Below are 7,996 nucleotides of genomic sequence, written 5' to 3'. Positions count from 1 at the left end.
TGGTTGACCGCCGAGCCCCGGACGACGGCGAGCACCGGGTGGCCGTTGCGGCGGGCGTCCGACAGCCGCTCCAGCAGCAGCATCCCCGCACCCTCGCCCCAGGCGGTGCCGTCGGCCGCGCCCGCGAACGCCTTCACCCGCGCGTCCGGCGCCAGCCCGCGCTGCCGGCTGAAGTCAATGAACGCCCCGGGCCCCGCCAGCACGTTCACCCCGCCCGACAACGCCATGGCGCAGTCGCCCTGCCGCAGCCCCTGGCACGCCAGGTGCAGCGCCACCAGCGAGGCCGAACACGCCGTGTCCACCGACACGGCCGGCCCCTCAAGACCCAGCACGTACGACACGCGGCCCGAGGCCACACTGCCCGCGACGCCCGTCAGCCGGTGCGCCTCGATGTCCTCGTCCGTCTGGGCCAGGAACATCCCGTAGTCGTTGGTGGCCACCCCGGTGTATACGCCGGTTGTCGTGGAGCGCAGCGAGGCGGGGTCGATGCGGGCGCGCTCGATCGCCTCCCAGGAGGTCTCCAGCAGCAGCCGCTGCTGCGGGTCCATCGCGAGGGCCTCGCGGGGCGAGATCCCGAAGAAGCCGGCGTCGAACGCCGAGGCGTCGTAGACGAAGGCGCCCTCGCGGACGTACGAGGTGCCGGGCTGATCGGGGTCAGGGTCGTAGAGTGCGGCCAGGTCCCAGCCACGGTCGGTGGGGAACGGGCCGATGACGTCACGGCCATCGGCGACCAGCCGCCACAGGTCCTCGGGCGAGCGCACCCCGCCCCCGTAGCGGCAGGCCATGCCGACCACCGCGATCGGCTCGGTGCGGGACTCATCCTCCGCCTGCAGCCTCCGACGGGACTCGGCCAGCTCGACCGTGGCCAGTTTCAGGTACTCGCGCAGCTTCTTCTCGTCGGACATGGCGGTGTTCACCGGCTCCTGTTGTCGATGAAGTCGAAGAGGTCCTCGTCGGAGGCTTCCTCGATGCGGTCCTCGATCCGCTCGATGCCGTCTCCGGCGGCCGGGCCGGACAGCTCGGCGAGCAGCGAGGCGAGGCCGTCGCGAATCCGCCCGCGTGCCTCGCCGTCGGTCGCGGCCCCGCTGTACGCGGCGCGCAGCCGGTCGAGCTCGGCGCCCCCGGCGGGCGCTGCTTGCGTGTCGGCCGCCAGCTCCGCCCCCACGTACGCCGCGATCGCCTCGGGCGTCGGGTGGTCGAAGGCCAGGGTGACGGGCAGCCGCAGGCCGGTGGCGAGATTGAGGCGGTTGCGCAGGTTGAGCACGCCGAGCGAATCGAAGCCGAGCTGCTTCAGCGGGCGCCCGGGGTCCACGGCCTCGGGTCCCGGGTGCCCGAGCACGGCCGCCGCCTCGGTGCGCACCAGCGTGAGCAGGTGGCGCCCCCGGCCGGCCTCGTCCAGGTCCGCGAGGCTGCGGGCCAGTTCGGTGGCCGCCTCGGCCAGGGCGTCGGCGTCGGGCACGACAGGCAGCGCGGTGTTGGCGGACGCCGCGCGTTCGAGCTGCTGCCGCCGCCAGGTGGCGAGCGCGGGCAGCGCATTGCGCAGCGGCGTGCCGGGCCGCACGCCCAGCGCCTCCGCGAGGCTCTCGGCGTCGCCCTCCTCCACGACCCGCCAGAACTCCTCGTCGGCCGGGTCGGCTTGCCTGGCCGCCACGGCGGCGTCGGCGTCGATCCAGAACGTCCGGCGCTGGAAGGCGTACGTCGGCAGGTCCACGGCCCTGGTTGCCTCGCCCAGCAGCGCACCCCAGTCCACGGCCACCCCACCCGCCCACGCCTCGCCCAGCGAGAGCAGGAACGGTCCGAGCCCGCCCTCCTGACGGCGCAGCGAGCCGACCGTCAGCACCTCGTCCGCCCCGGCCTCCTCGGCGGACTGCTGCACACCCAGTATCAGCAGCGGGTGCGGGCTCATCTCGACGAACGCCCGGTGCCCGGCCGCCAGCAGCGTCCGGGCGGCCAGGTCGAACCGCACCGGCTCGCGCAGGTTGCCGTACCAGTACGCGGCATTCAGCCGCGCGGCGCCGGCGTCGTGCATCTCGCCGGAGACAGAGGAGCAGAACGCCACGGCGGGCGCCAGCGGAGCGAGCGGAGCGAGCGCGGTCAGCAGTTCTTCGCGGGCGGGCTCGACGTACGCCGAGTGGCCGGCCTGCGCCGCGCGCAGCCGCCGCACGCGCACGCCTTCGCCCTCGCATTCGGCCGTCAGCTCCTCGCAGGCCGCCACGTCCCCGGCGACGACCACCGACGACGGGCTGTTGACGACCGCGACCGACAGCTTGCCCTCCCAGCGGGTGAGGCGTTGCTCCAGCTCGGCGACGGGCATCGCGACCGAAACCATGCCCCCGGCCGGGAGCGTGATGATTGCCTTGCTGCGCAGCGCCACCACGCGGGCGCCGTCCTCCAGCGACAGCGCGCCCGCGACGCACGCCGCCGCGATCTCGCCCTGCGAGTGTCCGACGACGGCGTCCGGGGCGACCCCGACCGACTGCCACAGCGCGGCCAGCGACACCATCACGGTCCACAGCACCGGCTGCACGATGTCCACGCGCTCCAGCAGCCGCTCGTCGTGCAGCACCTCGGCGGGCGCGAAGTCCACGAAGGGCTCCAGCGCCTTCGCACACTCCTCGAAGCGGGCCCGGAACACCGGGGAGGCGTCGAGGAGCCCGGCGGCCATGCCGGGCCACTGCGAGCCGTGGCCGGGAAAGACGAACACCGTCCTGTCGCGCTCGCGCGCCCGACCGCGCACCGCCCCCGCCGGGGTCTCGGCACGGGCCAGGGCGTTCAGGGAGGCCAGCAGTTCCTCGCGGCCCTCCTGGGTGCGGGCGTCCGCCACGACGACGGCGCGGTGGTCGAACACGGTGCGGGTGGTGGCCAACGCCCGGGCGACGTCCGGCAGCGGCAGCCGGGGGTGGTGGGCAAGGTGGGCCGCGAGCCGGGCGGCCAGTGCGCGCAGCGCCTCCGGTGTATGACCGGAGAGCAGGAACGGCAGCGGCCCGCCGGCGGCGTTCTCGTGCCCGGGCGATTCTTCGGAAGCCTCGGGTTCGGCTCCCTGAGCCTGTTCGAGGATGACGTGGGCGTTGGTGCCGCTCACACCGAACGCCGAGACGCCCGCGCGGCGCGGGCGGTCGGTCTCCGGCCAGGGCTGCGCCTCGGTCAGGACCGAGACGGCCCCGGAGGACCAGTCGACCTGCGGTGTCGGCTCGTCCACGTGGAGGGTCTTGGGCAGGGTGCCGTGGCGCAGCGCCATCACCATCTTGATGACGCCGGCGACCCCGGCGGCGGCCTGGGTGTGGCCGATGTTGGACTTGACGGAGCCCAGCCACAGGGGCCGTTCGGCGGGCCGGTTCTGGCCGTAGGTGGCGAGCAGGGCCCCCGCCTCGATCGGGTCGCCCAGGGGTGTGCCGGTGCCGTGGGCCTCCACGGCGTCCACCTCTCCCGGCTCCAGGCGGGCGTTGGCCAGGGCGGCGCGGATGACGCGCTGCTGAGCCGGGCCGTTGGGGACCGTCAGCCCGCTGGACGCGCCGTCCTGGTTGGCCGCCGAGCCCCGGACGACGGCGAGCACCGGGTGGCCGTTGCGGCGGGCGTCCGACAGCCGCTCCAGCAGCAGCATCCCCGCGCCCTCGCCCCAGGCGGTGCCGTCGGCCGCGCCCGCGAACGCCTTCACCCGGCCGTCGGAGGCCAGCGCCCGCTGGCGGCTGTGCTCCACGAAGACGAACGGCGTGGACAGCAGCGCCACCCCGCCCGCCAGCGCCATGCTGCACTCGCCCTGCCGCAGCCCTTGGCAGGCCAGGTGCAGCGCCACCAGCGAGGAGGAGCAGGCGGTGTCCACCGACACGGCGGGCCCCTCCAGGCCGAGGAAGTAGGAGACACGGCCTGACGCGACGCTGCCGTGGCTGCCGGTGGTGAGGTAGCCCTGCAGGTCCTCGGGCGGCTCGGACAGACGGCTGATGTAGTCGTGGTACATCACGCCCGCGTACACCCCGGTCGGAGTCGAGCGCAGCGTGGTCGGGTCGATGCCGGCGCGCTCGATCGCCTCCCAGGAGGTCTCCAGCAGCACTCGCTGCTGCGGGTCCATGGCCAGCGCCTCGCGGGGCGAGATCCCGAAGAAGTCGGCGTCGAACTCGGTGGCGTCGTGGATGAACGCCCCCTCGCGGACGTACGAGGTGCCGGGGTGGTCGGGGTCCGGGTCGTACAGGCCCGCCAGGTCCCAGCCCCGGTTGGTGGGGAAGTCACCGACGGTGTCCTCGGCGGCGTCCGCCAGCGCCCACAGCTCCTCGGGGGAGTGCACGCCGCCGGGGTAGCGGCAGCCCATCCCGACGATGGCGATCGGCTCGGAGGCGGCGGCCCGGAGATCCTGGTTCTGCTTCCGCAGCCGTGCCGTCTCCTTCAGCGAGGTCCGCAGCGCCGCGACGACTTCCTCAGAGGGATTGCTGGTCATGTTCTGTCTCTTCCTCTTCCTCTTCGTCTGCGACTTCGTCACTCGGCGGTCTGGTCGGCCAGGCGGATCAGCTCTTCGATGTCGAGGGAGTCGATGCTCTCCGCCTCCTCGTCCGCCGGTTCGGCGGGTTCGTCCGCAGCGCCATCGGCGGCGGCCGACTCCTCCTCCGCGAACAGCTCGGACCGCAGCCGCTGGGCGAGCGCGTCGGGCGTGGGGTGGTCGAAGGCGACGGTGGCCGGTAGCCGCAGGCCGGTCGCCTTGCTGAGCCGGTTGCGCAGCTCGACCGAGGTGAGCGAGGTGAAGCCGAGGTCCTTGAAGCCACGGCGGGCCGCGATGCCGCCGGCCCCCTCCTCGCCGTGACCGAGTACGGCCGCCACCTCGCTCCGAACCAGGGTCAGCAACGCCCGCTCCCGCTCCGCGGCCGGCGTGTCCGCCAGCCGCTCGGCGAGCGACTCCGGCCGCTGCGGCGCCGCGCGGCGCGCCGTCGGCGTCCGCAGCAGGCCGCGCAGCATCGCCGGCGGCTCCTCGCCGCCGGACCTGGCGCGCAGCCCGGCCAGGTCGAGCCGCGCCGGGACGGCGTGCGGCGTGCCGAGGGCGAGCGCGCTGTCGAACAGCTCCATGCCCTGCTCGGCGGAGAGCGCCACCATGCCCGTAGTGCGGGCGAGCCGGTCTATGTCGGCCCGGCTCAGGGCGGCCTCCATGCCGCCCTCGGCCCACAGGCCCCACGCCAGCGAGACCGCCGGCCGGCCGTGGGCCGCCCGGTGCTGGGCGAGGGCGTCGAGCGAGGCGTTGGCCGCCGCGTAGTTGGCCTGGCCCGGGCCACCGACGACGCCCTGCACGGAGGAGAAGAGGACGAACGCCGCGAGGTCGCGGTCCTTCGTCAGCTCGTGCAGGTGCCGGGCCGCCTCCGCCTTCGGGCGCAGCACGGCGTCGAGGTGTTCGGGGGCCAGGGACTCCACGACGGCGTCAGCCAGCACTCCGGCGGTGTGGACGACGGCAGTCAGCGGGTGCTCGTCCGGTACACCCGCGAGCAGCGCGGCGAGCGCGTCCCGGTTGGCGACGTCGCAGGCGGCGAGGGTCACCTCGGCGCCGAGCGCGGCGAGTTCGGCGGTCAGCTCGGCGGCGCCGGGGGCGGCGTCGCCCCGGCGGGACGTCAGCAGCAGGTGCCGCACGCCGTGCCGGGTCACCAGGTGGCGGGCGAGCAGCGTGCCGAGCGCGCCGGTGCCGCCGGTGATCAGCACGGTGCCCTCCGGGTTCCAGGCGAGGCCCCTCGCCGCGGGCGGCCGGGCCCGCGTCAGGCGGGGGGCGAACAGGGCGCCGCCCCTGAGGGCGAGCTGCGGCTCGTCGGTGGCGAGCGCGGCGGGCAGCACCATGGGCAGCAGGGCGGGGTCGTCCGCGTCGAGCAGCACGAAACGGCGGGGGTGTTCGGTCTGCGCCGAGCGGACCAGGCCCCAGACGGGCGCCTGACCGAGGCTCGGCACGTCCTCGTCGGGGCGGGCGGCGACCGCGCCCCGCGTCACCAGTACCAGCCGGGTCTCGGCCAGCCGCTCCTCGGCGAGGCACCGCTGCACCAGGGCCAGTGCCTCGTGTGGGGAGGCGGGCGTTGCTACGACGGCGTCGAGCGCGTCGGAGGCCTCGTCGAGGTCCTCCAGGCCGGCCCAGCGGAGGGCCTCGGGCGCGGGCGGCGTCGTCACCGGCGTCCACTCCACACGGAAGAGGGCGTCCCCGCCCCTGTCGCCGCCGCCGCCGGCGGCGGCGAGCTGGTCGTCCGCGACGGGGCGGCGCGCCATGGACGCGACCGACGCCACCGGCCGCCCCTCGGCGTCGGTGAACTCCAGCGACACGGCGTCGGGCCCGGCAGCCGCCGACAGCCGTACGCAGGCGGCCGACGCGCCGGTGGCGTGGAGGCGTACGCCGCTGAAGGCGAACGGCAGCCGGGTGTCGCCGGTCTGCGGCAGCGCGCCCAGCTCGATGGCGTGCAACGCCGAGTCCAGCAGGGCGGGATGGATGCCGAAGCCGTCGGCCCGGCCCCTCTCGTCCTCCGGCAGCGCCAGCTCGGCGAAGACCTGGCCGCCGAGCCGCCACGCGGCCCGCAGGCCCTGGAAGGCGGTCCCGTACTGGTAGCCGCTCTTCGCCAGCGTCTCGTACCAGTTGTCGAGCGCCACGGGCTCCGCGCCGGGCGGCGGCCAGGCGGAGACCGCAGGGTCAGAGTCGGGGGCCGGGTCTGAGGGGGCGAGCACGCCGCTGGCGTGGCGGGTCCACCGACCCTCGGAACGGGAGTGGACGCTGACCGCCCGCCGGCCGGACTCGTCGGCCTCGCCCACCCGCACCTGTGCGTCGACGCTGCTGCCTTTGGTCTCCGGCAGCACGAGCGGGGCTTCGAGGGTCAGTTCCTCCAGCAGCTCTGCGCCGACCTGCCGTCCGGCGTGAAGCGCGGCCTCGACCAGCCCGGCGCCGGGGAGCAGCACCGTGCCGAGGGCGGCGTGGTCGGCGAGCCAGGGGTGGGCGTCGAGCGAGAGGCGGCCGGCGAGCACGAGCCCGTCGTCGTCGGCGAGCGGGACGGCGGTGGTGAGCAGCGGGTGCCCGGTGTCGCTCTCACGCCGTCCGGTGCCGGTGGGCGTGTCCAGCCAGTAGGCGCGGTGCTGGAAGGGGTAGGTGGGCAGGTCGGTGGTCGGCCCGTCGTGGGTGGTGGGGGTGACGGGGTGTCCGAGGGTCCAGGCGTGGGCCAGCCCGCTCAGGAAGCGGGCGGCGGTGCCCTCGTCGCGCCGCAGGCTGGTGACGGTGTGGACGTCCTCGATGTGGTAGGTGAGGACGGGGTGGGCGCTGGTTTCGATGAAGGTGTGGTGTCCGTCGGCGATGAGGTTGTTGATGGTCTGGTGGAAGGCGACGGGTTGGTGGCAGTTGTCGAACCAGTAGTCGGGGGTGAGGTTTTCGCCGGGGTGGGGGCGGGTGGTGACGGTGGAGTAGAGGGGTGTGTGGGTGGGGGTGGGTTCAAGGGGGTTGAGGAGTTGGAGGAGTTCGTCTCGCAGGGGTTCGACGTGGGGGCTGTGGGAGGGGACGGTGGTGGGGATGATGCGGGCGCGGTGTCCGTCGTTTTGGAGGGTGGTGACGATTTTTTCGAGGGTGTGGTGGTCGGCGGTGATGTTGGTGGCGGTGGGTGAGTTGGTGCCGGTGATGGTGGCGTTTTCGGGCAGATAGGGTGCGAGGTCGTCGGGGGAGAGGGCGATGGCGGCGATGGCGCCGGTGCCGGTGAGGCGTTCGTTGAAGAGCTGGGAGCGGCGGACGATGATGCGTGCGGCGTCGTCGAGGGTCAGTGCTCCGGCGAGGTGGGCGGCGGCGATCTCGCCCTGGGAGTGGCCGATGAGGGCGTCGGGCCTCAGGCCGTGGCTGGTCCAGGTTCTGGCCAGGGCGGTGTGGACGGTGAAGAGGGCGGGCTGGAGGATGGAGATGTCCTGCAGTGCGGTGGGGTCGCCGAGGACGTCGGTGATTTTCCAGTTCACGTGGGCTTCGACGGCGGCGGCGGTCTGGTGCAGGTGGGTGCGGAAGGTGGGCAGGGTTGCTGCCAGT

Annotated in this window: 2 protein-coding genes and 1 pseudogene; all 3 read right to left on the bottom strand. The window is 74.4% G+C overall.

The window, feature by feature from the left end:
* Window positions 1-917: beta-ketoacyl synthase N-terminal-like domain-containing protein (locus ACFWR9_RS42090; RefSeq protein WP_383852796.1), on the bottom strand; the 917-nt coding region annotated here is incomplete at its 3' end.
* Window positions 914-4,429: pseudogene (locus ACFWR9_RS42085) on the bottom strand (type I polyketide synthase); the annotation flags it as partial. The gene ACFWR9_RS42090 and the pseudogene ACFWR9_RS42085, both read right to left, overlap by 4 nt.
* 38 nt (window positions 4,430-4,467) lie before the next feature.
* Window positions 4,468-7,996, bottom strand: a 3,529-nt coding sequence (locus ACFWR9_RS42080) for an SDR family NAD(P)-dependent oxidoreductase (RefSeq protein WP_383852793.1), incomplete at its 5' end; no start/stop codon positions are given.

Origin of the sequence: Streptomyces sp. NPDC058534 (genome assembly GCF_042717365.1) — a bacterium.
Taxonomy (GTDB): Bacteria; Actinomycetota; Actinomycetes; order Streptomycetales; family Streptomycetaceae; genus Streptomyces.
The sequence above is the reverse complement of the archived record's forward strand: the minus strand, read 5'-3'. Positions and strand labels throughout refer to the sequence as shown.